Annotated in this window: 25 protein-coding genes; 14 read left to right on the forward strand and 11 right to left on the reverse strand. The window is 71.5% G+C overall.

Going from position 1 to position 26,334, the window contains the following annotated elements; translation table 11 throughout:
• Positions 1-26: 26 nt before the first annotated feature.
• Positions 27-1,166: a zinc-binding dehydrogenase gene (locus tag ABD169_RS06275; protein ID WP_344030656.1), complete on the reverse strand. Its 1,140-nt coding sequence runs from the start codon at positions 1,164-1,166 to the stop codon at positions 27-29.
• A 135-nt stretch (positions 1,167-1,301) separates the two neighbouring features.
• Between ABD169_RS06275 and ABD169_RS06280 the strand changes: the two genes are divergently transcribed.
• Complete coding sequence (locus tag ABD169_RS06280; protein WP_344030658.1) at positions 1,302-2,702, forward strand: amidohydrolase; 1,401 nt, start codon at positions 1,302-1,304, stop codon at positions 2,700-2,702.
• A 914-nt stretch (positions 2,703-3,616) separates the two neighbouring features.
• Here ABD169_RS06280 and ABD169_RS06285 read toward each other — a convergent pair.
• Positions 3,617-4,357, reverse strand: coding sequence for an SDR family NAD(P)-dependent oxidoreductase (locus ABD169_RS06285; RefSeq protein ID WP_344030660.1), 741 nt, complete (start codon positions 4,355-4,357; stop codon positions 3,617-3,619).
• Positions 4,358-4,505: 148 nt separating this feature from the next.
• Here ABD169_RS06285 and ABD169_RS06290 point away from each other — a divergent pair, with 148 nt between their 5' ends.
• Positions 4,506-5,498 (forward strand): aldo/keto reductase, encoded by a 993-nt coding sequence (locus tag ABD169_RS06290; protein WP_344030663.1) that lies wholly within the window; start codon positions 4,506-4,508, stop codon positions 5,496-5,498.
• A 76-nt stretch (positions 5,499-5,574) separates the two neighbouring features.
• Here the strand turns inward: ABD169_RS06290 and ABD169_RS06295 are convergent, their stop codons facing one another.
• On the reverse strand, positions 5,575-6,312 hold the full coding sequence (locus tag ABD169_RS06295) for an alpha/beta fold hydrolase (protein ID WP_344030666.1): 738 nt from the start codon (positions 6,310-6,312) through the stop codon (positions 5,575-5,577).
• Between the two features lie 226 nt (positions 6,313-6,538).
• On the opposite strand from ABD169_RS06295, the gene ABD169_RS06300 reads away from it, so the two are divergent.
• Genes ABD169_RS06300 through ABD169_RS06310 form a run of 3 tightly spaced genes read left to right on the forward strand, consistent with a single transcriptional unit; the run spans position 6,539 to position 9,851 of the window.
• On the forward strand, positions 6,539-7,513 hold the full coding sequence (locus ABD169_RS06300; protein ID WP_344030669.1) for a methyltransferase family protein: 975 nt from the start codon (positions 6,539-6,541) through the stop codon (positions 7,511-7,513).
• A 2-nt stretch (positions 7,514-7,515) separates the two neighbouring features.
• Complete coding sequence (locus ABD169_RS06305; protein ID WP_344030672.1) at positions 7,516-8,736, forward strand: amidohydrolase family protein; 1,221 nt, start codon at positions 7,516-7,518, stop codon at positions 8,734-8,736.
• On the forward strand, positions 8,733-9,851 hold the full coding sequence (locus ABD169_RS06310) for a phosphotriesterase family protein (protein ID WP_344030675.1): 1,119 nt from the start codon (positions 8,733-8,735) through the stop codon (positions 9,849-9,851). The genes ABD169_RS06305 and ABD169_RS06310 overlap by 4 nt, the downstream gene beginning before the upstream one ends.
• A gap of 47 nt (positions 9,852-9,898) precedes the next feature.
• On the opposite strand, the gene ABD169_RS06315 is transcribed toward ABD169_RS06310, so the two are convergent.
• Positions 9,899-10,495, reverse strand: coding sequence for a TetR/AcrR family transcriptional regulator (locus ABD169_RS06315; protein ID WP_046456522.1), 597 nt, complete (start codon positions 10,493-10,495; stop codon positions 9,899-9,901).
• A gap of 210 nt (positions 10,496-10,705) precedes the next feature.
• Between ABD169_RS06315 and ABD169_RS06320 the strand changes: the two genes are divergently transcribed.
• From ABD169_RS06320 to ABD169_RS06330, 3 genes are all read left to right on the forward strand, one after another.
• Positions 10,706-11,170 (forward strand): hypothetical protein, encoded by a 465-nt coding sequence (locus ABD169_RS06320; RefSeq protein WP_344030678.1) that lies wholly within the window; start codon positions 10,706-10,708, stop codon positions 11,168-11,170.
• A 271-nt stretch (positions 11,171-11,441) separates the two neighbouring features.
• Entirely contained in the window at positions 11,442-12,974 is a 1,533-nt protein-coding gene (locus ABD169_RS06325) for an ABC transporter substrate-binding protein (RefSeq protein ID WP_344030681.1), read from the forward strand.
• A 239-nt stretch (positions 12,975-13,213) separates the two neighbouring features.
• Positions 13,214-13,606, forward strand: coding sequence for a hypothetical protein (locus tag ABD169_RS06330; RefSeq protein WP_344030685.1), 393 nt, complete (start codon positions 13,214-13,216; stop codon positions 13,604-13,606).
• A gap of 21 nt (positions 13,607-13,627) precedes the next feature.
• On the opposite strand, the gene ABD169_RS06335 is transcribed toward ABD169_RS06330, so the two are convergent.
• The 4 genes from ABD169_RS06335 to ABD169_RS06350 form a co-directional block, all read right to left on the reverse strand.
• Complete coding sequence (locus ABD169_RS06335) at positions 13,628-14,083, reverse strand: hypothetical protein (RefSeq protein WP_344030688.1); 456 nt, start codon at positions 14,081-14,083, stop codon at positions 13,628-13,630.
• A gap of 85 nt (positions 14,084-14,168) precedes the next feature.
• Complete coding sequence (locus ABD169_RS06340; protein WP_344030691.1) at positions 14,169-15,368, reverse strand: multidrug effflux MFS transporter; 1,200 nt, start codon at positions 15,366-15,368, stop codon at positions 14,169-14,171.
• A complete protein-coding gene (locus ABD169_RS06345; RefSeq protein ID WP_344030694.1) occupies positions 15,358-17,010 on the reverse strand; it encodes an amidohydrolase in 1,653 nt (550 codons plus the stop codon). The genes ABD169_RS06340 and ABD169_RS06345 overlap by 11 nt, the downstream gene beginning before the upstream one ends.
• Entirely contained in the window at positions 17,000-17,872 is an 873-nt protein-coding gene (locus ABD169_RS06350; protein ID WP_344030697.1) for a helix-turn-helix domain-containing protein, read from the reverse strand. Before ABD169_RS06350 ends, ABD169_RS06345 begins: the two co-directional genes overlap by 11 nt.
• 263 nt (positions 17,873-18,135) lie before the next feature.
• On the opposite strand from ABD169_RS06350, the gene ABD169_RS06355 reads away from it, so the two are divergent.
• The 3 genes from ABD169_RS06355 to ABD169_RS06365 are packed head-to-tail and all read left to right on the forward strand — an operon-like array spanning position 18,136 to position 21,791.
• Complete coding sequence (locus tag ABD169_RS06355) at positions 18,136-19,146, forward strand: ABC transporter permease (protein ID WP_231580897.1); 1,011 nt, start codon at positions 18,136-18,138, stop codon at positions 19,144-19,146.
• 9 nt (positions 19,147-19,155) lie between these two features.
• Complete coding sequence (locus ABD169_RS06360) at positions 19,156-20,034, forward strand: ABC transporter permease (RefSeq protein ID WP_344030701.1); 879 nt, start codon at positions 19,156-19,158, stop codon at positions 20,032-20,034.
• Positions 20,035-20,036: 2 nt separating this feature from the next.
• Positions 20,037-21,791 carry an ABC transporter ATP-binding protein gene (locus tag ABD169_RS06365; protein ID WP_344030704.1) on the forward strand — a complete coding sequence of 585 codons (1,755 nt, stop codon included), beginning with the start codon at positions 20,037-20,039 and terminating at the stop codon, positions 21,789-21,791.
• A 63-nt stretch (positions 21,792-21,854) separates the two neighbouring features.
• On the opposite strand, the gene ABD169_RS06370 is transcribed toward ABD169_RS06365, so the two are convergent.
• Together ABD169_RS06370 and ABD169_RS06375 are read right to left on the reverse strand one after the other, a co-directional pair.
• Complete coding sequence (locus tag ABD169_RS06370) at positions 21,855-23,006, reverse strand: DmpA family aminopeptidase (protein WP_344030707.1); 1,152 nt, start codon at positions 23,004-23,006, stop codon at positions 21,855-21,857.
• Entirely contained in the window at positions 23,003-23,401 is a 399-nt protein-coding gene (locus tag ABD169_RS06375) for a nuclear transport factor 2 family protein (RefSeq protein ID WP_344030710.1), read from the reverse strand. The genes ABD169_RS06370 and ABD169_RS06375 overlap by 4 nt, the downstream gene beginning before the upstream one ends.
• 179 nt (positions 23,402-23,580) lie before the next feature.
• Here ABD169_RS06375 and ABD169_RS06380 point away from each other — a divergent pair, with 179 nt between their 5' ends.
• The 3 genes from ABD169_RS06380 (at position 23,581) to ABD169_RS06390 (ending at position 25,835) form a co-directional block, all read left to right on the forward strand.
• Entirely contained in the window at positions 23,581-24,579 is a 999-nt protein-coding gene (locus ABD169_RS06380; RefSeq protein WP_344030713.1) for a GNAT family N-acetyltransferase, read from the forward strand.
• 135 nt (positions 24,580-24,714) lie between these two features.
• Entirely contained in the window at positions 24,715-25,182 is a 468-nt protein-coding gene (locus ABD169_RS06385; protein ID WP_046456516.1) for a cupin domain-containing protein, read from the forward strand.
• A 152-nt stretch (positions 25,183-25,334) separates the two neighbouring features.
• Positions 25,335-25,835, forward strand: coding sequence for a hypothetical protein (locus ABD169_RS06390; RefSeq protein ID WP_344030716.1), 501 nt, complete (start codon positions 25,335-25,337; stop codon positions 25,833-25,835).
• 99 nt (positions 25,836-25,934) lie between these two features.
• Here the strand turns inward: ABD169_RS06390 and ABD169_RS06395 are convergent, their stop codons facing one another.
• Entirely contained in the window at positions 25,935-26,285 is a 351-nt protein-coding gene (locus tag ABD169_RS06395; protein WP_344030719.1) for a nuclear transport factor 2 family protein, read from the reverse strand.
• Positions 26,286-26,334: the final 49 nt, after the last annotated feature.

Raw genomic sequence — 26,334 nt, forward strand, 5'->3', positions numbered from 1 at the left:
GTGTCCTCTCTGACGGGGGGCTCGGTCTAGCGCGCGGCCGACTGCTCGGCGGTGCGTTCGGTGATGCGCGGATCGATCACGGCCTTGACCTCGCCGAGCACGTGCATGTTCGCGATCCGCTCGGACGCCTCGGCGAGACCGCACGGCTCCGAGAACAGTTCGTCCCAGGGGAAGCGGTCGGCGAAGGCGCGGAAGAACTCGATCGAGCGGAAATAATCGGAGACGTCGCCGTTGAGCGATCCGACGACCGTGATCTCCTTGCCCATGATCGCCGAGATGGGGAAGGGGTCTCCGGTGGGGCCCGTGGAACCGACGACGGCGAACACGCCGCGCTGCGCGGCCATCGCGATGGCCTCGGGGCCGATCGAGGGAGCGCCGGCGAAGTCGAGGATCAGGTCGGCGCCCCGGCCGCCCGTCAGCTCCTGCACGCGGGCGATGGTCGCCTCCGACCCTCCGGCGATGTCGACGGTGTGCGTGGCGCCGAATCGCTCGGCGAGCGCGAGGCGGGAGGCGGGAGCCCCGACGGTGATGACCTGGGCCGCGCCCGAGATGCTCGCGACCGCGGTCGCGAAGAGGCCGAGCGCGCCGGAGCCCTGCACCACGACCCGGGATCCCGGCCGCACGCCGCCCGCGCGGTCGAACGCCCGCAGCACGGTCTTCGCCGCGCAGCCGGCGGCCGAGGCCCACGTGTCCTTGACCTCCTCGGGCAGGCGCAGCTTCTGCGCGCCCGGCGTGACGTAGGCGTACTCGGAGAGGCCGGCGGTCGCGTAGGGCGGCACGTCGGAGCGCTGCAGGAATCCGTAGCCGCGCTTCGAGCAGGCGACGGGCTGGCGCAGCACGGTGCAGCCGAAGCACTCGCCGCAGACGGACTCCGACCAGCCGATGCGGTCGCCGACCTCGATGGGCGTGCCGAGCGCGTCGACGGTGCCGTCGCCCACGGCGATCACCTCGCCGACCATCTCGTGGCCGAGCACCATCGGCAGCATGCCGGGGAAGGTCATGCGGCCCTCCCAGATCTCGATGTCGGTGCCGCAGAGCGTGGTGCAGGTGATGCGCACGAGGGCGGCGCCGGGCTCGACCGTCTCGGGCAGCGGGAGGTCCTGCAGCTCAAGGGGGCCGCCGTGCTCGACGAGCACGGCGGCGCGGGTGGAGGTGGGGATCGTCATCGAAGGCTCCGTTCCGGTGGGCTCGGCCGGCGTCGTTGCTCTGCTGCCGAGAATGTGGTTTTATTCTACATACGTTGACCAAAACGGGAAGCCCCTCGATCCGAACCGGGCCCCGCCCGTTCTCGAGGGAGAGCAATGACAGGAATCGGTGCGAGCGCATCGGCGGAGCACGCCGAGCTGGTGCTGCAGGGCGGACCCGTGCTGGTCATGGACGCGGCGGGCAGTCGCGCGGACGCGGTCGCGGTCGCCGGCGGCCGGATCCTCGCCGTCGGCACCCGCGACGACGTCGCGCCCCTGATCGGTGCGGCCACCCGGGTGATCGAACTCGACGGACGCGCCGTGCTCCCCGGCATCAACGACTCCCACCTGCACGCCACCTGGCTCGGGGCGCGCTGGCCGCACACCTTCTTCGGCGGGCACGCCGACGGGGCGCAGATCGAAGGAGTGCTCACCGGCGACCGGGCGGCCCGCCGCGCCGCGATCCTGCGCGCCGGCGAACTGCTGTCGAGCTTCGGGATCACGAGCCTCACCGAGCCGGGCATCGGCCCCGGCGAGGACGACGGCGAGACCGGCTGCTTCGCCGGAGAGGTGCTCGACGTCTACCGCGAACTCGCCGAGGCGGGGGAGCTGCGGCAGCGGGTGACCCTGCTCGGGCTGTACGGGATCCTCGACGGGCCCAGCCGGCTCGACGTCGTCACGGCCGGTATCACCGAGCTCGTCGACGCGCAGGGCGGCAGCGATCCCGAGTGGCTGCGCATCGCCGGCATCAAGATCTTCGGCGACTTGATCCCGCTCTCGAAGCAGGCGTGGAGTTCGCGCCCCTACGACGACGGCACCCACGGCGGCCTGCTCGTCGAGGGCGAGACCCTCGAGGCGCAGGCAGAGGCGCTGCGCGAGATGGTGCGCGCCGGGCATCGGGCGTGCCTCCAGGTCGGCGTGCACGCCACCGGCGACCGCACGATCGAGGTCGTGCTCGACGCGGTCGCCTCGGCTGCCGACGAGCCGGGCGCGCCGCACCCGCGCGACCTGGGCCACTACGTGATCCACGGCGACCTCGCGACGCCCGAGCAGGTCGCGCGGATCGCGGAGCTCGGCATGTGGTTCAACTCGCAGCCGGGCATCGCCGTCACCACCGCCGACTGGATGGCCGGCGTGCTGGGCGCGGACGTCGCCCCCTGGCCCTATGCCGTGGCGCTCGACGCGGGTGTGCTCGTGCTCTCCTCCGATGCGCCGATCCTCGCCCCCGACTGGCGCGAGACCGTCGCGGCCGCCGAAGCCTGGATCCGGCGCGGCGGCGCCCCGGCCGATCCCGCCGCGGCGGCGGCCCGGCTGCACGGCCTGTTGCGGGCGCACACCGCGGTGCCGGCGCAGCAGGATCGCGCGGCCGACTGGAAGGGGACCGTCGAGGCGGGCAAGGTCGCCGACCTCGTCGTGCTCGCGCAGGACCCGTTCGCGGTCGGCGCGGCGGGCCTGCCCGGCGTCGAGATCGATCTGACGGTGCTCGACGGGAACGTGGTCTTCGAACGCGAGAGCTGAGGGGTGCGGACGGCGTTCCCGGCGCGCCGGGTGTCCGGGCGCCGGGGATGCCGGGGCTCTGTTCGTGCGTTGGGGCGACGGTCGTGCGTTGGGGCGCGGTTCGTGCGTTGGGCCGCCGTTCGTGCGTTGGGGCGACGGGCGTCCGTTGGGCCGCCGTTCGTGCGTTGGGGCGACGGGCGTGCGTTGGGGTGACGTTCGTGCGTTGGGACGACGGTCGGACGCCGTGCTGACGAATGGACGCCGTGCTCTCGGTCGGACGTTGAATCGACGACCGGACCTCTTGCTGACGAGTGGACGCCTTGTCGACGAGTGGACGCTGAATTGGTGCGCGACTCGCCGTCCAGTCGTCGTGATGGGGTCCACTGGTCCAGGGCAGGGATCGGGCTGGGCTGTTTCGACGGGATCGGGACGCCTCGGTTCGTCTCGGTGGATGCCCGCTGTTCGAGGAGGAGACGCTGAGCTGGCGACCGGACGCTGAACAGGCGATTGGGTGCCTTGCTGACGAGTGGACGCTGAGCTGACGATCGGACACTGAGCCGACGAGTGGTATCGAGTCGACGACCGGGCGCCGTGTCGACGGGTGGATGGCCTGTCGACGGGTGGACGCTGAATTGGTGTGCGACTCGCCGTCCAGTCGTCGAGTAGGGGTCCAGCGGTGGGAATCGCGGGGCCGGTGGTGCTGTGGCCGTGGTCCCGCAGTCCAGCAGTCCCGCAATCCCGCAGGCCCGTGGCCCCGCGCCGAGGGCGGATGCCCTCCGCGCCAAGGGCGGACGCTGTCGGCCGTCGGAAGGAGATTCGGCGCAGGAAGGACGAATTGAACGGAATCGTCCTTCCGGCGCCGAATCTCCTTCGCAAGAGCACAAGAGCACAAGAGGGCCAGAGCGTAGACGCGCAAGCGCGCGGGAGCGCGCGGCTCAGGTGAGCAGTTGCCCGCCGTCGACCGCGAGGCTGACGCCCGTGATGTGCGCGGCGCCGGATCCGGCGAGGAACACGACGGCCGGGGCGATATCGGTGACCTTCGCGAGGTCGCCGAGCGGGATCCGGCTCGCCCACGCCTGCCGCGCGGGGGATCCCTCGGGCATGCCCATCTCGAGCATGGGGGTGAGTACGGGCCCGGGGGCGACGGCGTTGACGCGGATCCCGTGCGGGGCGAGCTCGATCGCGGCCCAGCGGGTCACCGAGTCGACGGCGGCCTTGCTGGATTCGTAGGCGCCCATGCCGGGGGTGGGCTGGCGTCCGCCGATGGACGAGATGTTGACGACGGACCCGCCGCCGCCCGCCGCGATGCGGTGGTGCGCGAACGCCTGGGTGACGGCGAAGGTGCCGATCACGTTGACCTCGAGGATCGAGCGGTACGCCTCGGGCGCGAGTTCGGTGACGGCGCCGTGCACCGAGAGGATCCCGGCGTTGTTCACGAGCACATCGACCGCGGTGCCGGCGGCGGCGAGCGATGCGAACGCGGCGGCGACCGCGGCGGGGTCGGTGATGTCGAATGTCAACGCGTCGGCGCCGAGCGCGTCCGCGGCCGATGCGACGGCGTCGGGGTCGCGGTCGGCGAGGATCACGCGCTCGCCCTCGGCGAGGAAGGCGCGGGCGATGCCCTGGCCGATTCCGCCGGCGCCGCCGGTGATGAGCACGGTTCGGGGTGTGGTCACGGTGACTCCTTCGTCGGTGCGGGCCGCGGGTCCGGCCCTTCGGGACTCCGATCTGGAATCCGCGCAGTCTTTATTATACGATTGTAGAAAATAAAGGGGAAGGCTCGCGCACGCGAAACGCCGGACCCGAGGCTGCGAGGAGGCGGTTGTGAAGTTCAGCGGTGAGGTTCCGATCCGACGGTTGGGTCCCGGCGGCCCCGAGGTGCCCGTGTTCGCGCTCGGCTCATGGAACATCTGGGACCGGATGGAGGCCGCGGAGCGACGTGCGCTGATCACCCGCGCCGTCGAGGTCGGCTCGGCCTTCTTCGACGTCGCGTACTACAACATGGGTCCGCACGCCGAGGCCTCGCGCACCGATCTGCTGTTCGGCGAGGCGCTGCACGAGCTCGGTCTCGCGCGCTCCGACTACCGGCTGTGCGGCAAGCTCTGGCTCTGGGAGTACCCGGCGACCGGGTTCGCGGGGCAGATGGACGAGTCGCTCGAGCGCATCGCGCGCGGCGGCGCCGAGGTCGGATCCTTCGACACCGTCGTCGTCGGCGACTTCATGAGCGACATCGACATCGCTCAGGTGGTGCGCGACGTGCAGGCCGAGATCGACCGGGGCAGCTTCGCGAGCTGGGGTGTGAACAACTGGCCGGCCGAGTCGCTGCAGCTCGCGCTCGATACCGCGGCCGGGGAGGGGCTCACCCCGCCCTCGTTCGCGCAGCTGAAGTACGGCATCGCCCGCCGCAGCATGGCCGAGGGCGAGTTCTACGGCCGATGGTTCCGCGAGGGGGCGCTCGCGCTGCAGGCGTCCGACGCCTTCGAGGGTGGAATCCTGGTCGGGAAGCTATCGCCGAATCGTAAGATCGGCGCCGACGTCGGCGGGATCCGCGCTCGCATCGTGGCGGCCTACCCGCGGGTCGCCGAGATCGCGCGATCGTTCGGGGCGACGCCCGCGCAGCTCGGACTCGCGTTCTGCCTCGCGAATCCGGCGACCGCCAACGTGCTCTTCGGGGCATCGAGCGTGCGGCAGTTCGACGACAACCTCGGGGCGATCTCGCTGCTCGACGCGGTCGGTGCGGACGCGATCCGCGAGTCGGTCGCCGAGCTCTGGCTCGACCGGGAGGTGCGCGCCGACGGGGTGTGGGCGCCTGCTTGACGCGACGCGTCCGTTCGGCCGCGACGCGGAATCTGATTCCGCTCCCCGGCCGAACCCGGCCCGGCCGGGCCGGGTCTCAGTCCGCCAGGAACTCGATCGCGGACGCGCGGAACTCGGGGCTGTCGAGCGCGCCGCGGTGGTCGCCCGGCACGCGGACGAGTCGACCGTCGGGCAGCGCGTCCAGCAGCGTTTCGACGCCCTGGCTCATCGGGTCCTGCTCGCCCGCGACGAGCAGGGTCGGCACCCGGGGCGCGCTCGCCTGCGGGGCGAACGGCTCGGAGGCGAGGCCCGGGATGAGTGTCGCGAGCGACGCGGTATCTGCTCCGGGCGCCGAGATCATGGCGGCCATCATGCCGACCAGCGGGTTCTCGGGTGAGACGCCCGCGAGCGCCCGACCGAGCTCGGCCGGATCCACTGCTGCGAACGGCTCCATCGGGCTCACGCCGCCGAGCGCGAGCCGGCGGATGCGGGGCGACGCCGCGGGCAGCTCCCAGGCGAGGCGCCCGCCGAGGGAGTAGCCGATGACGTCGACCGGGCCCTCGGGGTCGGTCAGGGCGATGGCCTCCAGGATCGCGGCGATCACGGCCGAGGTGCGGGCGTCCTCGGGGCCCGCGATCGCGGGGCTCGATCCGTGTCCGGGCAGGTCGATCACGATCGACGAGCGTCCGGCTGCGGCGAGGGCTTCGGGCCACCCGGTCGCGACGAAGTCGGAGTCGCCGCTCGCGGCGAAGCCGTGCAGCAGGGCGACCGGGGGGAGCGGGTGCGCGGATCCGGTGCCGGGCTCGGCGGGGAAGGAACGGGTGGCGAGGACCATGGGGGACCTTTCGGCGGTGAAGGGTGCGGATGGATCGTGCGGGTGGATCGTGCGGCGCCCGGAGGAGGGCGGCCCCGGCGAACATGTTTTTCACCAAGGGTGGAAAAACAGGATACAAGCGCTGGACATCTTTTGTCTACGCTTGTAGAGTTTCGCGCAGGCCACCGGCCGGACACCGTCGTCCCCAACGATTCGGGGCGGCACGAACTGTGAAGGATGACACCCAATGACTGCCTCACCAGCACGCATCATCGACATCGCGATCGGCTTCATGGGCGCGAAGCAGCTGACCGCCGCCAGCCGGATCGGTCTGTTCTCGGCGCTCGCCGACGGCCCCAAGGATCTCGCCGCCCTCGCGACCGCGACCGGGCACTCCGAGCGCCAGGTCCGCACGCTCGCCGACGCCATGAACGGACTCGGCCTGCTGAACCGCGCCTCGGGGGAGTACTCGCTCGCCGAGGACTCCGCGAAGTACCTCGCCGGCACCGGCGAGATCGACCTCGGCCCCTTCCTCGCCTTCCTGAACGACATCAGCTACCAGCAGTGGCTGGGCTACGACCGCACGGTCGACACCGACGAGGCGGGAACGCTCGACCTCGACGAGGCCGGCTGGACCGACTTCCTCGCGGGCGTCATGACCTACAACGCGCTGCACGCCGAGCAGTTCGGCGAGGCGTTCGACTTCTCGGGCTTCCGCAGCGCCCTCGACTTCGGAGGCCTCGCGGCCGGATTCTCGTTCGCCGCGATGCAGCAGAACCCCGAGCTCACCACCCGCTACGTGTACGCGCCCGGCTTCGCCGACTCGATCACCGACGCCGCGACCGAGGCCGGATTCCTCGGCCGCATCTCGATCGAGGAGGCGCCGACCGAGACCGCGCAGCCCGGCGGCGACCACGACCTCGTGCTGCTCACCCATGTGCTGCACCGCTTCGACGAGGCGCAGAACCGCGCGATCCTGGCCGCTTCCCGCGGTGCGGCGGCTCCCGGCGCCACCCTCATGCTGCTCGACTTCTTCCTCGATGCCGACGAGACCCAGCGCCCGATCGATGCGCTGCACGCCGGCGAGTACTTCAACATCGACGGCACGGTCGTCTATCCCGTCGAGCAGGTCGAGGCCTGGCTCGCCGAGACCGGCTGGAAGCTGGAGCGCCTCGTCGCGCTGCCCGGCAGCCCCCGCGTGCTGGTCGCGACGGCGGTCTGAGCATGGCATCGGTTCCCGGGCCCGGGCCCGCCTCCGCGATCACCGCGGTCCGGGGACCGGTTCCCGCGGGTGACGTCGGCGTCGTGCTCGCCGCCGAGTCTCTCCTTCGCGCGCCGGTGCCTGCGCGCGGCAACGCGGGGATCCCCGCGAGCGACGCGGAGTTCCTGCGAGCCCCCGTCACCATCGACGTGCTCGGACGCCTCCTCATGGGAGCCGAGAACCTCGAGGACCGCACCATCGGGGAGCCCGAGGCGACCGCCGCGCTGCTCCGGTTCCGCGCGGCCGCCGCTCCGGCGGCACCCGCGCTTCCCGGGGCCCCCGCGGCATCGGAACCGCGGTCGCCGGACGGCGGCGGGATCCGCCTGCTCGTCTCGCTCGACGAGCGGGAAGCGGCCAGCACGGGCGACGCCCTCGCCCGGGTGAGCGCCGCGTCGGGCATCGAGATCGTACGGGGCACCGCGGGACGATCCGCCGACGGCTGCGCGGGCGGAGCGCGCACCGCACCCGAGGATCCCGAGAGCGTGGGGCTCCGGATCCTCGCGGAGCTGAGCGCGCGCGCCCACCCCGCCGGAATCGTCGGGGCGATCCCGGTCCGCGACGCGGACGCGGACGGCGGCATCGACGGCACCGGCCGTCGTGCGGCGGATCGGCGCTCCGCCCTGATCCGGGCGGCCGCCGATGCCGCCCGGTTGGCCGGGGCAGCGCTCGTGCTCGACCTGTCGGGCCCGGGGACGCCCTCCGGCTCAGCGGCAGCGGATTCCGACTCCGACGCCGTGCCGGCCCTCGACCGGGCGCTCGCCGCGGTCGACTCCGTCGGGCTGCCCCGGCACCGCGTGCTGCTGACCGGCGTCGCGACCGCCGTCGCCGGTCGGATCGGCATCGACGGGACCCGCTTCGACGCCCTGCTGGATCGCGGGACCGCGCTCTGCTTCGATGACCTGGGACGGATCCCGAACGTGCGCACCGTCGTGTCGGATCACGACATCGCGCTCGTGATCCTGCGCGCCGCCGAGCACGGTGCCCAGGAGCGGATCCTGCTCAGCTGCGGGATCCGCAATCGGCACCGCCTCACCGCGTTCGGCGGGAACGGGCTCGAGTTCACCGTCGAGCAGTTCCTGCCCTACCTCGGCATGCTCGGCGCAGATCCGGCCCTGCAGCGCGCGGTCGGCGGCGCGAACGCTGCGAGGATCCTCGCCCGAACCGCTCCGGAGGAGACCCGATGACCGCGAAGGCGAACGCCGCAGCCCCGATCCCGGACCTCGACGGCCTCGAGATCCCGAACCTCGAGGGCCTCGTGCAGACCGTGCTCGGACCCGTGCGGCCCGAGGCGCTCGGGACGACGCTCATGCACGAGCACCTCTTCCTCGACATCCGCAGGCCCGCGCACAGCCCGAACCCGCGTCCGGGCGAGTGGGACGACGACGCGCAGGAGCCGCTCGGGCTCGGGAACCTCGCCGCGGTGCGCCGCGGTCGTCCGAACACCGACAACGACCTGATCGGCGACTTCGCGACCGTGCTCGACGAGGTCGGCGACTTCGTCGCGCAGGGCGGCGGCACGATGGTGGAGGTCACGACGCCCGGGATCGGGCGGGATGCGCGAGCGCTCGCGCGGCTCAGTAGCGTGTCCGGACTGCACCTCGTGATGGGCGCCGGTTGGTACCAGAAGGATCTGCACCCCGCGGGGTTCTCGGAGCTTCCGCAGGAGGCGCTGGTCGCAGCGATCGTGCGCGACATCGTCGTCGGCGCGGACGGCACCGGGATCCGCTCCGGGATCATCGGGGAGGTCGGCGCCGAGGGCGCGCCCGTCGATCCGCAGGAGATGCGCAGCGTGCGCGCCGCCGGCCGCGCCTCGGCGCTCACCGGTGCGCCGATCACCCTGCACATGGGCGGCTTCGGCGAGGAGCGGCTGCGCGTGCTCGATGCGCTCGAGGAGGAGGGCGCCGATCCGAGAGGCGTGGTGTTCGGGCACGCCGGTACCATCGGCGACGACCTGGACTTCGCCCGCCGCCTGCTGGCGCGCGGCGTCTCGGTCGAGGCCGACTTCCTCGGGACCACCGGAAGCCCGTGGGGGACGCTGTTCCCCTTCACCGATCGTGGCGTCGCCCGCGGCTTCGCCGAGCTCGTCGCCGACGGCTGGGGCGACCGGCTCGTGCTCGGCGGCGACGTCTGCCAGCGCGTGCAGCTGCGCCGCTACGGCGGGCACGGCTACGGTTACGTCGTCGAGCACTTCCTGCCAACGCTCGCCGAGTTCGGTGTCGCGCCCGAGGCGCTCGACCGGATCATGATCGACAACCCGGCGAGGCTGCTCGCCTTCGCCGCGCCGCGCTCCGCGGGGTAGGCGCGCCGGCCAGCGGCGCAGCGGAGCGCCGGCCGATCCGGCGCCGCTCAGTCCGCCCGGCGCAGCCGGGCGACGAAGTCGGTGACCTGCCGCTCGAGCACGTCCACGTGCAGGTGATCGGGGCTCACGACCCTGATGACCGTGGCGCCGATGTTCATCATGATGATCTCGTCGGCGAGCTGATCGTCGGGGGTCGAGGATCGGATATCCCCGTCCTCGCGGCCCTCGGCGAGGTAGCGCAGGTATCCCGCCTTCCAGGTGTCGAGGTGGGCGTCGTATCCGCCGCGCACCTCGACGCTGAACGCGCAGCGCTCCCAGAACGACAGCAGCACCCGGGCGGCGGTCGCATCCTCCTGTTCGACGGGCAGGGTGTACCGCATGAACATCTCGAGCGCCTCGATGCCGCGCTTGCCGGCGACGTAGGCCGTGAGGCGATCGCCCAGGCTGTTCAGCGAGCGCTCGTACGCGCCGGTGATGATCTGATCCTTGCCCGTGAAGTAGTGCTTCAGCGCGCCGTTCGCGAAGCCGGCGCGCGACGCGATCTCGCGCATGGTCGCCGCCTCGATCCCGCCCTCGACGATGAGCTGCCAGGTGACGTCGACGATCTCGTCGCGGCGCTGGTCGTGGTCGATGATCTTCGGCATGGGGGCCTTTCCGGGGCTCGGTTGCGTCACCCAGTGTAGACGGAAAAACGCGCGGATCGGGGGATTCGACGCCCGCGGAAAGTCCCATCCTGCCCCGTCCCAGTGCCTCGCCGGTCCCGCGCTCCGCGCAATAGCCTCGCTGCACGGCGGCCGACGGCCGACCGGAACCCGACGAGCGGCGCAGGCCGCCCCGAACGAAGGATCGACACCGTGGCACCGAGCCAGTACGAGCACCTCTTCGTCCGCGATCTCGTGGACTGCCGAGACGACATGACCAACGAGGCGGAGCCGGCCGGCCGGCCCCTCCCCGCCAACCTCAGCCGGCCGTGGGCGATCATGCGCGCGGATGACGTCCCCGAGGCGAAGGCGTACATCACCATGAGCTGGGTGCACCCGACGCAGGAGGAGACCTTCTGGGTGCACGAGCACGAGCACGAGTACGACGAGGTGCTGGCGTTCACCGGATCGAATCCGGAGGATCCGCACGACCTCGGCGCCGAGGTGTACCTCGACATCGAGGGGGAGCGGCACCTCATCACGACCTCGGGGTCGGTCTACATCCCCGCGGGCACCAAGCACTGCCCGCTGGGATTCAACCGGGTCGACCGTCCCTTCCGATTCCTCGCGGTCGCCGTGAGCGGCGACGGTCACTACCGGCCCGAATCCGAGCGCTGATCCGGCTTCGGCCCCGCAGTTGTCGTTCCCGGCAGAGGAGTTGTCCCGAGCCGTACAGACTGCCGGGCCCGCCTTGCCAGCGCGCCCGGCGCCCCTCGACCATGAGGGTGCGCACCCGTACCCGCCGCACCGAGCGGAGGCCGGGAGCGCGGAACTCGAAGGCGAGGGCCGCCGCGCAAGCCGGTCGCACCGCCGCAGGTCCCCGAAATCGGGGAGGGCGACTGCAGCGGGACCGACCACCCCACGCATACGCATCAGGAGGACTGGACTCATGACTTTCCGATTCCGCTCACGCGCTGGAGCCCGGGTCGCCGCAGTCGCGGCGGTCGCGCTCTCGCTCTCGCTCGTCGGTTGCGCGCCCCCCTCATCGGGCGGGGCCTCCGGCCAGACCTCGATCCGGGTCGGCATGGTCGGCAGCACCAGCGACGAGGTCAACCCCTACCAGCAGCAGGGCTCGGTCTCGAGCGATGCGCTGTTCAAGCAGGTCTACGAGGGGCTCACCGCCCGCGACCGCACGGGCAAGGTCGTCTACGTCCTCGCCGAGTCCATGGAGCCGAACGCGGCGAAGGACGTCTGGACCATCAAGCTCCGGAAGGGCGTGAAGCTGCACAACGGCGAGGCCTTCAACGCCGAGGACGCGGCCGAGAGCATCAAGGCGATGATCGACCCGAAGAAGGCCTGGGCGTACGCGACCAACCTCGACTTCGTCGACGCAGCCGGCATCGAGGTCGTCGACGGCACGACGCTCAAGCTGAACCTCAAGAAGCCGTTCGGCCTGGTCCCCGAGATGTTCTCGATGGCGCGCATCAACATGCGCAGCATCCGCGGCGGCGCCACGGTCGACAAGCCGGCGGGCACGGGCCCCTGGACCATCGACTCGTTCACCCCTGGTCAGGAGGCGAAGCTCTCGAAGTTCAAGGACTACTGGGGCGAGAAGCCGAAGCTCGACAGCCTCACGCTGTCGTTCTTCACCGAGCAGAACGCGGTCACCAACGCGATCCGCGGCGGTCAGATCGACGTCGCGCAGGGCATCCCGTTCCCCGAGGTCCCCGCGCTCAAGGGGGATCCGAACCTCGGGCTCGTGGTGAGCGACACGGCGAGCTACCCGCTCATCGCAATGAACATGCAGGACAAGCCGTTCTCCGACCCGAAGGTGCGCGAAGCGATCCGGCTCTCGGTCGACCGCGAGCGGATCGTGAAGAACGCCTTCGGCGGCTACGCGACGGTGGCGAACGACTTCATCGGCAAGAACTCCTCGTGCGAGCCGCCGAAGCTGCCGCAGCGCACGCAGGACCTCGCGAAGGCGAAGCAGCTCGTCTCGGAGGCCGGCGCCGAGGGCGCCCAGGTGGAGCTCGTCACCGACGGCGCGTTCCCCGGCATGATGGAGATGGCCCAGCTCGTCGCCGATGATGCGGGCAAGGCCGGGATCAAGATCTCGGTGCGCAAGCTCGACGTGGCCACGTTCCTCGACCGGTGGCTCGACTGGCCGCTGTTCATCAGTTACACGTCCAGCCCGTACGAGATCACCGCGAAGGGGCACTTCCTGCCCGGTGGATCCGAGAACGGCACCCACATGAACGACCCCGAGTACAACTCGCTCGCGGCGGAGCTGTACCAGACCACCGACACCGCGGCCCAGTGCAAGATCATCCAGCAGCTGCAGACGATCGAGTACGAGCGGGGCGGATACCTGGTGCCGGTCTACGGCCAGAACATCACGGTGCACCGCGCCAACGTGAAGGGACTCGAGAAGGACCTCTACGGGCGCACCTCGTTCCTGCTGACCAACGTGACGGTCGGCTAGCGGGGCTCGTCCACCGCCGAAGGGGCGGGAGCGAAGGATCGCTCCCGCCCCTTCGGCGGTCTGCCGAGAGTGCAGTTGTCCATGGAATGCGGCGCTATTCCATGGACAACTGCACTCTCGACCGGCAGCGAGCCAGCGAGCGGGCTTGCGAGTCGGCCCGCGATCGTGTGTGCTGGGGTTACGCATCCGACTGGGGCGGAACGGTCGGCCGGAGCCGACGGACGACGAAGGGCGACCACGTGCGAAGCGAGAAGAAGTCGCGGTTGAATGCGTTCGGAGCTGCGGCGGTCGTTGCGCTCGGCCTCGCGGCGCTTCCGGTCGCGGGAGCGTCGGCCGTGCCGGCCGAGCGCAGCGGAGCGATCGTGAGCGCGAACGCCGAGCGCACGCCTTCGTCGGAGCGCAGCGCCGAACGTGCGGAGACGCTCAGAGCGGAGATCAGCAGCGGAAGCCAGCCCTGGCTCGAGCGATTCGGGCTGTCCGGGATCTCGGCGGTCGGTCTCGACAGTGCCACCGGGGAGACGACCGTTCGGGGGACCGAGTACGTCGTCCCGCATACGGTGACGGTGCCGGGACTCGGCCGGGTCATCGTCGGCGGCGATCCCGCCACGGTCGTGTTCCAGACCGGAGCATAGGAGACCGACCGCGCCCGGCGGCTACTCCGAGCGGTCCTGCGCGCGGTATTTCGGCGCGAGCGAGAGCGCGCTGAAGCGGAACGGGCGGTCGATGCGGGTGAAGCCGAGCGGGCAGTGCACCGTGCCTGCGGGGATGTAGACGGATCCCGACGTCGTGATGACGTGCCGCTCGCCCTCGATCTCCATGTACAGTTCGGCGCCGAGATCGCGCGGATCGTCGGGGTTGCCGCCCGTCCAGATGAGGATCTCGTCGTAGTCGTGCTGGTGCGGGTTGACCCACAGCTGCGGTTCGTCGGACGGGTGGATCCAGATGTGCGTCATGTTGGCCTGAGCGCCGGGCACGAGGTCGCTGTTCACGAGCCACAGCCCCTCGCCCAGGTTCGGCAGCGGGTACTCCAGCTGCTCCTCGTCGTCCATGACCATCTCGTCCATGCAGTTCGGCATGTCCTTGACGAACAGGTGATCGTACTTCGCCATGATGCGGCTCCTTCGGTGCGGTGAGTGTGCGGTGCGCGGTGAACTGGGAAACGGAAGAGCGGCCGAACGACAGCAGTCCGGCGGATCAGGGCCGTCGCGGCGCCCGGCCGAACGCCGCGAGACCGACGGCGAGCATGAGCGCGGATCCGACGAGCATCGTCAGGCCGAGCACCGCGGCCGTGACGCCGGAGAGCGAGACCAGCGGGGCGACGATCGGGCCCAGGAACAGCGAGGACGTGCCGAGCAGCGCCGCCGCCGATCCCGCGCGGTCCCCGTGCGCGGTCAGGCCGATCGCGCTCGCGTTCGGCATCGTGAACCCGGTCGACGCGAGGTAGAGGGCCAGGCCGGCGACGAACGGGCCGAAGCCGAGGCCGAGCAGCGCGCTCGCCGCAGCGGCGGCGCTGCCGAGGAACGCGAGCACCATGCCGACGAGGTAGAGCCGCTCCGGGCTGGTCGAGGCGAGCAGCACGCGGTTGGTCTGGGACCCGACGACGTTGCAGAGCGATCCGGCGGCGAACAGGATCCCGAATACCGCGGGGGTGACGCCGAAGCCGTTCTGCAGCACGAAGCTCGACATCGAGAGGTACGCGAAGAACGCGGCGCCGCTGACGGCGGAGATGATGAGCACGGCCCGGTAGGTCGGGTGGGCGAGCAGCACGCGGGCGTCGGACAGCAGCGAGAGGGGCCCGCTGCTCGTGCTGCGCAGCTCCCGCGGATGCGATTCGGGGAGCCAGCGGAGCGCCGACGCGAGCAGTAGGACGCCGATGCCGGCGAGCACCCAGAAGATCCCGCGCCAGTCGAGGAACCGGCTGAGCTGCCCGCCGAGGATCGGGGCCACGACGGGCGCTACGGCGCCGACGAGGGCGAGCCAGGAGAGCATGCGCGCGAGTCGCGCGCCCGAGAAGATGTCGCGCGCGATCGCGAGCGTGACCACCATGCCGGCCGCGCCGCTCACGCCCTGGAGCGCGCGGAACAGCAGCAGCCAGCCGACCGAGGGCGCGACGGCGCAGGCGGCCGAGAACACCGCGAACGCGGCGACGCCGATGAGGAGCGGGAGCCGGCGCCCGAAACGATCGCTCATGGGGCCGGCGATCAGCTGGCCGAGTCCGAGCCCGAGCATGCACACCGACATGGTGGTCTGGGCGAGCGCGTCGCCGATGCCGAGCGAGCGCGCGAGCTCGGGCAGCGCGGGCATGTAGAGGTCCATCGACAGCGGGCCGAAGGCCTCCAGCAGCCCGAGCAGCAGGATCAGTCCGGCGCTCGGCCGGATCGCGTCAGTCCGCACGCGAGTGCACGAGCCGGCCCTCGAACCAGGTCTCGACGACCTGTGTGTCGGCCAGTTCGAGCGGGTCGCGCTCGAACGGGTCGGCGTCGAGCACCACGAGGTCGGCCGAGAATCCCGGTGCCACGCGCCCGGTGACGTCGCCGAGCCCGATCGCCTCGGCGCCGCGCGAGGTGCAGACGCGGAGCGCCTCGAGCAGGGTCAGCGCCTGCTCGGGCCACAGGGTTCCCGGAGTCTGGCGGAACGGGTCGGCGCGGGTCACGAGCCCGTGGATCCCGAACCAGGGGTTCGGGGTGGGGCTGACGGGCCAGTCGGAACCCATCGCGAGGCGGGCACCGAGATCGGTGAGGGCGCGGTTCGGCTGGATCTTCCCGGCGAGGGGCTGGGGCAGCACCTCGGAGAGCGCCTGGGGGATGACCCCGGGGAACCACACGAACGGCGACATGTCGGCGGTGACGTCGAGCTCGGCGAGGCGCGGCAGATCGGCGTCCGAGAGGAACTGGCCGTGGGCGATGTGTACGCGGGTGCTCGTGTCGCCGCGTTCGCGCAGTGCCTGCGTCGCGTCGAGCACGGCGCGGGCCGCCGCGTCACCCGCGCAGTGCACCTTGAGCCCGAGGCCCTGCCCGGCGATGCTCGTCATCAGTTCGGCGAACTCGGCCTGCGGGATCAGCATGGCGCCGGTGAACTCGTGCCCGTGCTCCTCGTCGGGGAGGTAGGGCTCGAGGAACGCGGCCGTGCGGGCCGGCGGCACGCCGTCGAGGAACACCTTCACGAAGTCGGGGCGGTGGTGCGCGCTGCGGAACGGCTCGGCCAGGTCGACGAGCTCCTGTCCGATCGGGGTGAATCCGAAGATCTCGTCGTTGATGGTGATCGAGGTCACGACCCAGGCGTTCAGATCGCCGGCGGTGTCGAGCCCGTGCAGCGCGCGGAGCATGTCGAGCGAGGCGGCCGCGTCCTGGAACGCGGTGATGCCGAAGCTGTTGAGGATCTCGACGCCGCGGGCGGACGCGGCCCGGTGCTGCGCCTCGGTGAAGCCGCCGGCCTCCGCCATCGCGTACTCGACACGGAGGCCCGCGCCCTCGAGCAGCACACCGGTGGGGGATCCGGTCGCGGGATCCCGCAGCACGCCCGCGCTGCCCGCGCCGTCCGCGTGCGAGCCGTCGAGGATCCCCGCGAGGCGAAGCGCCTCGCTCGAGGCCCAGCGGTTGTGCCGACTGTCCTCGATGAGCACCACCGGGCGCCCGCCCGCGGCCTCGTCCAGGCGCGCGAGCGCGGCGGACGAGTTCAGCTCCCCCAGGAGATTGGTGCCCCACGGGCCGCCCACGATCCACCCGTCCGCGGGGGTGGCCTCGGCCTGCTCGGCCACGGCGGCCAACACCTCGTCGAGGCTCGCGCCGATGGGCACGACGAGCTCGAACAGCTCCGCGCGCCCCGCCACTGCGTGGTGGTTGTGCACGTCGACGAGCCCGGGCATCACGAACGCCCCGGCCAGATCGCGGCGCACGGTCGCCGGGCCGACGAGGTGGGAGAGGTCGGCGCCGATGCCGATGACGGTCCCGTCGGCCACCGCGATCGATACCGGTGCGTCCAGCAGCTCCTCGCCGTCGAAGAGGGTGGCCTGCTCGAACAGGAGGTCAGCTTGCATGTCGGTCCTTTCGTGGGGGATTCTCGCCGCGGAGTCCGAGGTCCCGGTACTCGGTCGGCGTGCAGCCGACCTCGCGGCGGAAGAAGCGCGAGAAGTAGGAGGCCTCGGTGAACCCGAGGCGGAAGGAGATCTGCGCCGCGCTGAGCGCGGTGCCGCCGAGCAGTCGCTGCGCCTCCCGGGCGACGGCCGTGCGCAGGATCCGCCCCGGCGTCGTCCCCGTATCGGCGGCGACCTGCTCGGCCAGGTAGCCGGTGGTCACGCCGAGCGCGCGGGCGCAGCTCGACACGGTCTGGCTCGCGTCGGGTGCGCGCAGCACCTCCCGCAGGAACGCGCGGGTGAGGGGCGAGCGGGCGCTCGGGGCGTCCACCTGGGGGATCGCCTCGGCGCACTCGTGCAGCAGCGCCGCGAGCAGGTGCCGGGCGCCTCCCGGCGATCCGGCCTCGCGCAGCGCATCGACGAGCCGGCGCAGGCGGTCCGCGGCCGCCTCGGACGGGGCGAGCGGCGCGGCGCCCAGCAGGAGCAGCTCGTGCATCCGATCGGGCAGGGCGCCGACGGAGTCGAGCACGTCCTCCGAGAACATCACCGCGGTGCAGCGCAGCCCCGGGTCGGCGCACCACTCGTGCACCTGCCCGGGTGCCAGCAGGTGCACCTCGCCGGCGCGGATCGGCACGGGCGAGAAATCGATGCGGTGGATCCCGCTCCCGGCCTCGACGAGCACCAGCTGGGTGAAGGCGTGGCGATGCGGCGAGCGGAACGCTGCGCGGTCGTCGATGTCCTCGACGACGAGGAACGATCCGCACGCGGATCCCTCGCGCGGGACGATGTCGTGCACCGGGAAGATCGGCGCCGTCGCGGTCTGCATGCGTCCTCCATCGCTCCATCGGCCCGGTGTCCACCGGCTGTCCGTTTCAGTCTTGCCGCCCGTACGGCGGGTCGGTTTGTCATCCGGAGCATGCAGATTGACGGCGGGAGCAGGAATGGGCGCGGCGCGATTGTGCCGCCCGCCACGGGTGCCCACGATGGAGACATTCAAGAGATGTCTCGTTCGGTCGAGATGCCCTGTGATGACGCAGGAACGGGGTTCCCGTCGTCATCGCTGCACGCGATGCGGAAGGAACCACCACCATGACCGAGATGATCGCGCTCTCGCGGGAGCGGGGCAGCGGAGCGGTGCGACGCCGACGGCGGCGCACGATGATGCGCTGGGGCGGCAAGCTCCTGCAGGGCGTCATCACGCTGCTGCTGGTCTCGCTGCTCATCTTCTTCGCCACGCAGGCGATGCCGGGCGATGTCGCCAAGGTGATTCTCGGCGTGAACGCGACCCCCGAGCGGCTCGCCACCCTCCGTAAGGAGCTGGGGCTCGATGCGCCGCTGCTGCAGCAGTACCTCACGTGGCTCGGCGGGATCCTGCGCGGCGACTGGGGCGTCTCGCTCACCAACGGCGCGCCCGTGGCGGACACGCTGTCGCTCCGGCTGCGCAACTCGCTGACGCTCGGCGCGCTCGCCCTCATCATCATGCTGCCGATCTCGCTCGTGATCGGCGTCATCGCGGCGCAGCGCAAGGACCGCGTCTTCGACAAGCTGTTCATGGGCGGGTCGATGGTGGTCAACGCGGTTCCCGAGTTCGTGCTCGGCACGGTGCTCATCGCGCTGTTCGGCACGACCGTGTTCCGGATCTTCCCGCCGGTCTCGCTGATCCCGCCCGCCGATATGCCGTGGTGGCACCCGCTCGCGCTCGTGCTGCCCGTGACGACGCTCGTCATCGGCGGCGTCGCCTACCTGTCGCGGCTCGTGCGCGTCTCGTTCATCGACGTGATGAACAGCGAGTTCATCCAGACGGCCCAGCTCAAGGGGCTGAGCACCCGCCGGATCCTGTACCGGCACGCGCTGCCGAACGCGCTCGCGCCGATCATCCCGGCGGCGTCGCTCGTCGCGGCGTTCCTCATCGGCGGCACCGTCGTGGTCGAGTACCTGTTCTCGTACCCGGGCATCGGGCTCACGCTCGTGGAATCCGTGGGCAACCGGGATCTGCCGCTGATCCAGGCGGTCGTGCTGATCATCGCCTCCGCGTACTTCGTCTTCAACTTCATCGCCGACCTGCTCTCGGACGCGGGCGCCGGCCGCCGCAAGGAATAGGTGGGATCCATGACTCAGCAGAACGACGTGCTGCCCGCATCGGCGCCCGACTCCCGACCGCGGTCCCGCGTGCTCGCGCGGTTCCTCGCCTCGAACCAGGTGCGCTGGGGGATCGGCCTCGTGGTGCTCACCACGCTGCTCGCCTGCTTCGGCGGCCTGCTCGCCCCGTACTCGCCGACCGACCCCATCACGACGCCGTACGCCCCGCCGGGCGGGGGCCTGCTGCTCGGTTCCGACCAGCTCGGCCGCGACGTGCTGTCGCGCGTGCTCGCCGGCGGCGTCTCGCTGGCGTGGATGGCGCCGCTGAGCGCCGTGCTCAGCGTTGCGGTCGGCGCAGCCGTCGGCCTCGCGGCCGCCTTCACCGGCGGCTGGACGGAGACGATCCTGATGCGCGCGATGGACGTGCTGCTCGCGTTCCCCGGCATCCTCATGGCGCTCATGTTCGTGTCCGTGTTCGGTCCGTCGCCGTGGCTGCTCGTCACGCTCGTCGTGCTCGCGCTGATCCCCGGTGTCGCCCGCGTGATCCGCGGTGCCGCTCGCCCCATCTGCGACCGCGAGTTCGTGCTCTGGGCCCGGTCGGTGGGGATCCCCGGCCGGCGCATGATCGTGCGCGAGGTGCTGCCGAACATCACCTCGCCGCTGCTCGTCGAGCTGGGCGTCCGTCTCATGTGGGCGGTCGGCATCCTCGCCTCGATCAGCTTCATCGGATACGGGATCCAGCCGCCGACCCCCGACTGGGGCCTCATGGTGAGCGAGAACCGCACCGGTCTCGCCACGCAGCCGTGGGCCGTGCTCGCGCCGATCGTCATGATCGTGCTGTTCACGGTCGGCGGCAACCTCATCGCCGAGGGCGGCGCACGCGTCATCGCCCGCACGGAAGGGAAGTAACCATGGCCGCAATCACGGTGACCGGTCTCACGGTCGGCCTGACGGGCAAGGACACCACGATCATCGAGGACGTCTCGCTCGAGCTCGGTTCGAGCGAGGTGATGGGCATCGTCGGCGAGTCCGGATCGGGCAAGAGCACGCTCGCGCTCGCGCTGCTCGGGTACGCGCGCTCGGGCGGCGAGATCCGCGCCGGATCCGTCGACATCGAGGGGACCGACCTGCTGCGGCTCGACGCCGCCGGTCTCCGCGCCGCACGGCGCGGGCTGGTGAGCTATGTCGCGCAGGATCCCGCGACGGCGCTGAACCCCTCGATGCGGCTGCGCACGCAGCTGCTCGAAGCCATCGACGGGCCGCGGGAGCAGTCGATGGCCCGGATCCGCGAGGTGCTCGAGGCCGTCGGTCTGCCAGCGGACGACGCGTTCCTGAAGCGGCGCGCGAGCGAGCTGTCGGGCGGGCAGCAGCAGCGCATCGCGATCGCCATGGCGGTCGTCGCGCAGCCGCGGTTGATCGTGCTCGACGAGCCGACCACGGGCCTCGACGTCTCGACGCAGATGAAGGTGCTCGAGCTCGTCAAGCGGCTCTGCGCCGAGTACCGCATCGCCGCGATCTACGTGACGCACGACCTCGCGGTCGTCGCCGAGGTCGCCGACCGTGTGACCGTGATGTACGGCGGTCAGGTCGTCGAGACCGGCTCGACCGCATCGGTGCTGCAGGCCCCGGCGCACCCCTACACCCGCGCGCTGCTGCAGGCGCTGCCGTCGACGCAGGACCGGCACATGCTCGTGCCGATCCCCGGGCGCGCGCCCAGCATCGGCGACCGGCCGACGGGCTGCGTGTTCGCGGCGCGCTGCGCGTTCGCGACCGACGCCTGCCGCTCGGCGGTGCCGCCGCTCGAGCCCTCGGGCGACGGCCTCGTGCGCTGCATCCGGCACGTCGAGATCGGGCAGCGCCCGCCGGCCACCGTCTCAGTCGCGCCCGTCGGCGACTTCGAGGATCGCCCCGACTCAGTGCTCCGCGTCGCGGATCTCCGCGCCTCCTACGGCCACGTCGAGGTGCTGCACGGCATCGACCTCGACGTGCGGGCCGGGGAATGCCTCGCGATCGTCGGCGAATCGGGCTCGGGCAAGAGCACCCTGTCGCGCTGCCTCATCGGCCTGCACACCGAGTGGGAGGGCGAACTGCTGCTCGACGGCGAATCGCTGGCGCGGTCGGCGGCGAAGCGCAGCTCCGCCGCGCGCCGACGGATGCAGTACATCTTCCAGAACCCCTACGGCTCGCTGAACCCCCGCCTCGACGTCGGCACGAGCCTCGCCGCACCCCTGCGCCACTTCGAGCGCCCGAGCGGCGCCGAGGTGCGCCGCCGCGTCGGCGAGGCGCTGGAGCGGGTCGAGATCCCGGCGCGCATGGCCGAGCTGTACCCGTCGGAGCTGTCGGGCGGGCAGCGGCAGCGCGTCGCGATCGCCCGGGCGCTGCTCGCCGACCCGAGCGTGCTCATCTGCGACGAGGTGACCTCGGCGCTCGACGTCTCGGTGCAGGCCTCGGTCGTCGAGCTGCTGCGCGGGCTCCTGCGGGACGGGCTCAGCATGATCTTCGTGACGCACAACCTGGCCGTGGTGCGCAGCATCGCCGACTCGGTCGCCGTGCTCAACCGGGGCGAGATCGTCGAGCAGGGGCGCGTCGATCGCGTGCTCGATCACCCGCGCGATCTCTACACGCAGGGGCTGCTCGCCGACACGCTCGACCTGTCGGCGGCCTGAGCACGCGGAAGGGCGGGCCCGGATCTCATTCGGGCCCGCCCTTCCGCGTTCGCCTGCGCCGAGCTACGCGATCCCGAGCAGCCCCAGCAGCTGGTCGTGGGGCAGCCCGTAGCGCACGGTCCCGCCCTTGCCGACCATTGTGTCGGACGCGAGCATCGCGTTGACGATCGCCTCCTCGGTGGCCTCGATGGTGGCGTAGAAGAGCGGGTCGATGCGATCGTTCGCGACCGCCGAGACGGTGTACTCGACGGGTGCGCCGGGATCGAAGCCCGCCGGGATCCCCGAGTTGCCGGTCGAGAAGCAGAAGGCGAGGTCGCCGCTGCCGTTTTCGCCGGCGCCGCCGACGCGGGCGATGCCGAGCGAGGAGCGCTGCGCGAGGCGGGCGCACTGGTGGGGGAGCAGGGGCGCGTCGGTGGCGACGATCACGATGATGGATCCGCTCCCCTCGGGCAGCGCGCTGCCCGCCGTCGCGCTGCCGTCGGCGTCGCCGGGCAGCTCGATCGACGGGCCGACCAGCTTCCCGTCGATGCTCAGGCGCTCGCGGCGGCCGTGGTTCGCCTGCACCAGCACGCCGACCGTGTAGCCGCCATCGGCCTCGGCGACCACGCGCGATGCGGTTCCGATGCCGCCCTTGAACCCGTGGGCGATCATGCCGGTGCCGCCGCCGACGCTGCCCTCGGGCACGTGGCCGTCGTGCGCCGAAGCGATCGCCTCGCGCACGTGCTCCGGGCGCACGTGGAACCCGTTCAGATCGTTGAGCGCGCCGTCCCAGGTCTCGCCGACCACGGGAAGCGACCAGTAGTCCTCGCCCGGGGGCCGGGTCGATCCCTCGTGCGCGACGAGCGCGTCGCGCACGACGCCGACGCTGTGCGTGTTGGTGAGGCCGATGTAGCTCGTGAGGGTGCCCGATTCGCGCACCCACTCGAGGCCCGTCATCTCGCCGTTGCCGTTGAGCCGGTGCGGTGCGGCGTAGAGCGGCTGCTTCCAGGGGGCGTCGTTCGGGACGATCACGGTGACGCCCGTGCGCACGGGGCCCTCACCGGGCACGAGCTCGCCCTCGCCCGAAATGAGGGTGGTGTGGCCGACCCGGACGCCCGCGACGTCGGTGATCGCGTTGCGCGGGCCGCTCGGCAGCGCGCCCATCCGCAGACCGAGATCACGGGCCTTGCGCCCCGACGGCGTTCCGGCGAATGCATCGCCCTGCTGCCCGGTCACGCGTCGTCCCCCTCTGCGGCGAGCGCGACGAGGCGCGTGTCGGTGATCTGCTCGAAGCCGGTGATCCGGTCGCCGTCGAGGCGCCAGATGTGCACGGTGCGCGCGTCGAGGGGGTGGCCGGTGCGGCGGTGGGTGCCGACGTAGCGCCCGACGGCGATGACGGTGCCGGCGTCGCCGACGAGTTCGTCGACGCGCATGCCGAAGCCGTCCCATTCGGCGGCGATGGGGCCGAGCACGCGGTCGCGGATCTCGTCGGGGCCGACGTAGGTGCCGGCCAGCGGGAAGCCGGCGGACTCGGTCCAGCTGATGTCGGGGGCGAAGTCGGCGAGCATGCCGGCGAGGTCGCCGCGTGCTCCGGCCGCGTAGTGCGCGGCGACGATGTCTCGATGGGTCACTGCCGCATCCTTTCGAACGGTGGGTGTGCTCCGAGTCTCGGGCAGCCGGGGGGCCGGGCTCAAGGGTCCTCCGGTTCCGTGCCGATGCGCGCAACAGTTCTACCGGCAGAGTCAATCGGCGGGCTCCGGGCTCGGGCTAGCCTCGAGGCGGAACGCGAATCGGACGATGGGGCGGACGAATGACCAGCAGCAGAATCACCGGCACCTCGGGCATCACCGCGGCGCTCGACGCGATGAATCGGCGGGATCGGGCGCTCGATCCGCAACTGCCCGATCGTTCGTTCGATGCGTCCGTGCGGCTGCTCGTCTCCGAGCACGGCGGCGCGGTCCGGGCGGCGGGCGCGTCGACGGTCGAGATCCTGCGGCCGGGTGATCCCGGCGCGATCTGGGGTGCGGCACGCCGCGCCTCCCTCGAGCTGCGCTGGGACGGCGATGAAGCGGGTGCCGGGGAGCTGCTCGACGACTGGATCGCGGAGGTCGGCCCGGAGCTCGCCGGTGCCGGTGCTGGTGCTGATTCCGGCGCCGGCGACTGGGACTCGTCGCTGTCGCTGCGGCTGCCCAGCCGGGATTCGGCGCTGGTGCGGCCGATGCTGTCCCGGGGTTTCGCGGTCACGGGGGTCGAGGGGATCCGGATCGGGACGCGGGGCGCGGACGCGGCTGGCGCCGCGGAACGTCTGCGGGCCGCGGGGATCTCGGTACGCCCGGCGGGGCCGGCCGACCTGGATCTGCTGGCCGAGCTCGACACCGAGCTCCTGGCGCACGACGCGCAGCACGGCGGGGTGACCCCGCGCCCGGGCGCGACCGGGATTCTGCGCGACGGGATCGCCCAGCGCCTCGCCGCGGATCCCGAGTGGACCTGGATCCTCGAGCAGGACGGCGCACCCGCGGGGTACCTGAGCATCGAGACCGGCAAGGACCGGCACCGCGAGCGGCTCGCCCCCGGCGGGAGCATCGCATTCATCCAGGCAATGTATCTGCGGCCCGGAGTGCGCGGCGGCGGGCTCGGCGAGGCCGTCGTCGAGTTCGGGCACGGGCAGTTGGAGGGGGCGGGCTTCGACCGGATCCTGCTCGACTATGCGGCGCTCAACCCGCGCTCGGGTCCGTTCTGGTGCCGCATGGGGTACCGGCCGCTCTGGAACACGTGGCAGCGCCGTCCGGCGCTGCTCGCGCGCCGCTGACCGCGGCGCTTCTCCAGTTCGCGCAGGAGACTTGACCCGGCGAGCAGAGGCTCGCGGAGAGCGTTGCCCGGCACCGTGCCGGGTCCGTAGCGTCGAAGACGGGCATCGGCGTGGATGCCCGGGAAGGAAGCAACCATGGGGAATCAGTACGAGCGCCTCTTCGTGCGCGACATGCCGGTGATCGTCGGCGAGATGGACAACGAGGGCGAGGCCGCCGGTCTCGAGCAGCCGAAGAACCTGGGCGACGGCTTCTGGCTGATGCACAGCAAGCTGGTGCCCGAGAGCCAGATCAACATGACCCACATCTGGGTGCACGAGATCTCGGAGCCGGTGCACTGGGTGAACCCGCACACCCACGACTACGACGAGATCCTGATCTGGACGGGCTCGAACCCGGACGATCCTCGTGATCTCGGCGCCGAGATCACGATGGAGATCGACGGCGAGAAGCACACCATCACGACCTCCGGCTCGGTCTACATCCCGGCCGGCACGGTGCACTGCCCGCTCGACTTCGTGCGTGTCGACCGCCCGTTCCGCTTCAGCGCGCTCTCGCTCGCGCCGAAGTACACGAGCAACAAGGACGCCGCGCAGGCCGCGTAGTGCCCGTATGAGAAGGGCCCGGGATCTTCGATCCCGGGCCCTTCTCGCGTTCTCGCGCGGGACACGGTCTCCGCTTCCCGTCCTGCTATATGGTTTGCGAAGGGAGCGGGTGGACCGGCGGGACGGGGGCTCGGAAGAAGCGAGGTGGACGCATGGAGGACGAGGTGCGGCCGAGCGAGTTCTATAAGGATCCCGGCTTCGTGCTCCTGTCCGGTCCGTTCGCGGTGACGGTGCCCGTAGTCGTGCAGCTCGGGGTCATGGCGTTCACGATCCCGGGTTTCCAGCCCTATTCCCTGAAAGCGGGCTTCGCCTTCCTCTGCATCCCCTCCCTGGTCCTGGGGCTGGGCCTCAGCGTCCTCTGCCTCTGTCTGTGGCGGATCAGAGCTTCGCCTCCGGGCACCGCAAGCGCATATCTGAGAGCCTGCGCGATCGGCGTCGTCGTCGGAGTGCTGGGCGCCTATCCGGTCGGCCAGCTCGGGGCCTCGACCACGCTGGCGAGGGGGATGAACTTCGACGAGTCCTGGAGCATTCTCATCTCCGGCGTCTACCTGGCGCTCGTGTTCACCGGGCACATGCTGTGGTGGGAACGTCGCGAGGCGTCGAAGCACCGAAGCCTGCGGGCGGAACGGCTGGCCGCGAAACCGGTCGAGTGATGCATCGGCGGTCAGGGATGCTTTCGAGCACCTCGGAGCACGAGCAGGGCCCGCACTCCGATCGGAGTGCGGGCCCTGCTCGTGCGGATCGCGCGGTGCTCAGCGCGTGGTGAACACCTTGCTCGCGATGCGCCAGTCCCCGTCGACCAGCACCAGGCCGAACTGGTTGCGGAAGTCGGAGCCCAGATAGGCGCGCTCGTCGAGGATCGCCGAGGCGATCCCGCCCGTCACCTCGATGCTGTGGATCTCGGCGCGGTACGCGGGATCCGCCGGGGGAGCGGTCGCGACGACCTGCTCGGCGAAATCGACCGCCGTCATCACCGTGAAGGCGTCGCCGAGGTAGCCCCACATGCGGCCGTCCTCGGTGAACGCCTGCTTCACGAGCTCGGCATCGTTCGCGCTTACGCCCGCGACGTAGCGCTCGACGGCGGCCCTGACCTGATCTTCCATTGCGGTCCCCTCGGGGTTCGGAGCGGCGCGCGGCCGCTCGGTGTGCGGC

It is taken from the genome of Leucobacter iarius (genome assembly GCF_039530105.1).
Taxonomy (GTDB): Bacteria; Actinomycetota; Actinomycetes; order Actinomycetales; family Microbacteriaceae; genus Leucobacter; species Leucobacter iarius.

Coding starts and splice junctions, on each gene's coding strand:
- ABD169_RS06335 (WP_344030688.1), bottom strand. CDS start 14,083: ATGGCGAAGTACGATCACCTGTTCGTCAAGGACATGCCGAACTGCATG.
- ABD169_RS06380 (WP_344030713.1), top strand. CDS start 23,581: ATGACCAGCAGCAGAATCACCGGCACCTCGGGCATCACCGCGGCGCTC.
- ABD169_RS06315 (WP_046456522.1), bottom strand. CDS start 10,495: ATGCCGAAGATCATCGACCACGACCAGCGCCGCGACGAGATCGTCGAC.
- ABD169_RS06310 (WP_344030675.1), top strand. CDS start 8,733: ATGACCGCGAAGGCGAACGCCGCAGCCCCGATCCCGGACCTCGACGGC.
- ABD169_RS06385 (WP_046456516.1), top strand. CDS start 24,715: ATGGGGAATCAGTACGAGCGCCTCTTCGTGCGCGACATGCCGGTGATC.
- ABD169_RS06295 (WP_344030666.1), bottom strand. CDS start 6,312: ATGGTCCTCGCCACCCGTTCCTTCCCCGCCGAGCCCGGCACCGGATCC.
- ABD169_RS06345 (WP_344030694.1), bottom strand. CDS start 17,010: ATGCAAGCTGACCTCCTGTTCGAGCAGGCCACCCTCTTCGACGGCGAG.
- ABD169_RS06390 (WP_344030716.1), top strand. CDS start 25,335: ATGGAGGACGAGGTGCGGCCGAGCGAGTTCTATAAGGATCCCGGCTTC.
- ABD169_RS06305 (WP_344030672.1), top strand. CDS start 7,516: ATGGCATCGGTTCCCGGGCCCGGGCCCGCCTCCGCGATCACCGCGGTC.
- ABD169_RS06325 (WP_344030681.1), top strand. CDS start 11,442: ATGACTTTCCGATTCCGCTCACGCGCTGGAGCCCGGGTCGCCGCAGTC.
- ABD169_RS06360 (WP_344030701.1), top strand. CDS start 19,156: ATGACTCAGCAGAACGACGTGCTGCCCGCATCGGCGCCCGACTCCCGA.
- ABD169_RS06355 (WP_231580897.1), top strand. CDS start 18,136: ATGACCGAGATGATCGCGCTCTCGCGGGAGCGGGGCAGCGGAGCGGTG.
- ABD169_RS06280 (WP_344030658.1), top strand. CDS start 1,302: ATGACAGGAATCGGTGCGAGCGCATCGGCGGAGCACGCCGAGCTGGTG.
- ABD169_RS06365 (WP_344030704.1), top strand. CDS start 20,037: ATGGCCGCAATCACGGTGACCGGTCTCACGGTCGGCCTGACGGGCAAG.
- ABD169_RS06395 (WP_344030719.1), bottom strand. CDS start 26,285: ATGGAAGATCAGGTCAGGGCCGCCGTCGAGCGCTACGTCGCGGGCGTA.
- ABD169_RS06350 (WP_344030697.1), bottom strand. CDS start 17,872: ATGCAGACCGCGACGGCGCCGATCTTCCCGGTGCACGACATCGTCCCG.
- ABD169_RS06275 (WP_344030656.1), bottom strand. CDS start 1,166: ATGACGATCCCCACCTCCACCCGCGCCGCCGTGCTCGTCGAGCACGGC.
- ABD169_RS06300 (WP_344030669.1), top strand. CDS start 6,539: ATGACTGCCTCACCAGCACGCATCATCGACATCGCGATCGGCTTCATG.